Source organism: Pseudoalteromonas sp. SG44-1 (genome assembly GCF_014164315.1).
Taxonomy (GTDB): domain Bacteria; phylum Pseudomonadota; class Gammaproteobacteria; order Enterobacterales; family Alteromonadaceae; genus Pseudoalteromonas; species Pseudoalteromonas rhizosphaerae.
The window spans coordinates 1-692 of record NZ_JACJEW010000217.1 but is presented as its reverse complement, the minus strand read 5'-3'; the positions used below and the strand labels follow the sequence as shown (position 1 = coordinate 692).

Here is a 692-nt window from a genome sequence, read left to right as displayed (position 1 = left end):
TCACGATGCGTGAGACGTGCATTCTTGTGTGGTGATGATAAATACACAGGTAAAAACTTTGATCACCGTAGAGTGTGGTTAGTAGAGCGAATTAAGTTACTAAGTAGCGTTTTCGCTATAGAGATAGCTGCCTACGCGATAATGAGCAATCACTACCACCTTGTTGTGAACGTCAATAGACGTCAAGCACTTGATTGGTCTGATGATGAAGTAATTGAACGCTGGTATCAACTTTATAACGGCCATGTTTTAGTTGATCGTTACTTAAATGGTGAGCAGCTAGATAAGGCGAGTGTGCTCTTTTTTGATGAGATCATCGCTAAATGGCGCGCAAGGCTTTATGACATCAGCTGGTATATGAAAAACCTTAATGAGTACATTGCCCGCGAGGCCAATAAGGAAGATAACTGCACGGGCAAGTACTGGGAAGGGCGCTATAAGTCACAGGCATTATTAGATCAAACCGCAGTACTCAGTTGCATGGCCTACGTTGATTTGAATCCTATCAGAGCAAACATAGCCGATACGCTTGAAGACAGTGATTTTACCTCAATTCAAGAGCGTATAGCGCATTTCAAAGCCTTTACCACAGACACGGTCAAAGCAAATAAACCCCTCAAACAAAAAGATACTGTTCAATATGAAAGTCAACCAGCACAGCTAAAGCAATTTGGTGGTAATCATATTAAAGG

The 692-nt window shown here is 41.8% G+C and carries 1 protein-coding gene; it reads left to right on the top strand.

What is annotated here, in order from left to right; genetic code table 11:
* On the top strand, window positions 1–692 hold a 692-nt coding region (locus H5187_RS23855), incomplete at both ends, for a transposase (RefSeq protein ID WP_259401776.1).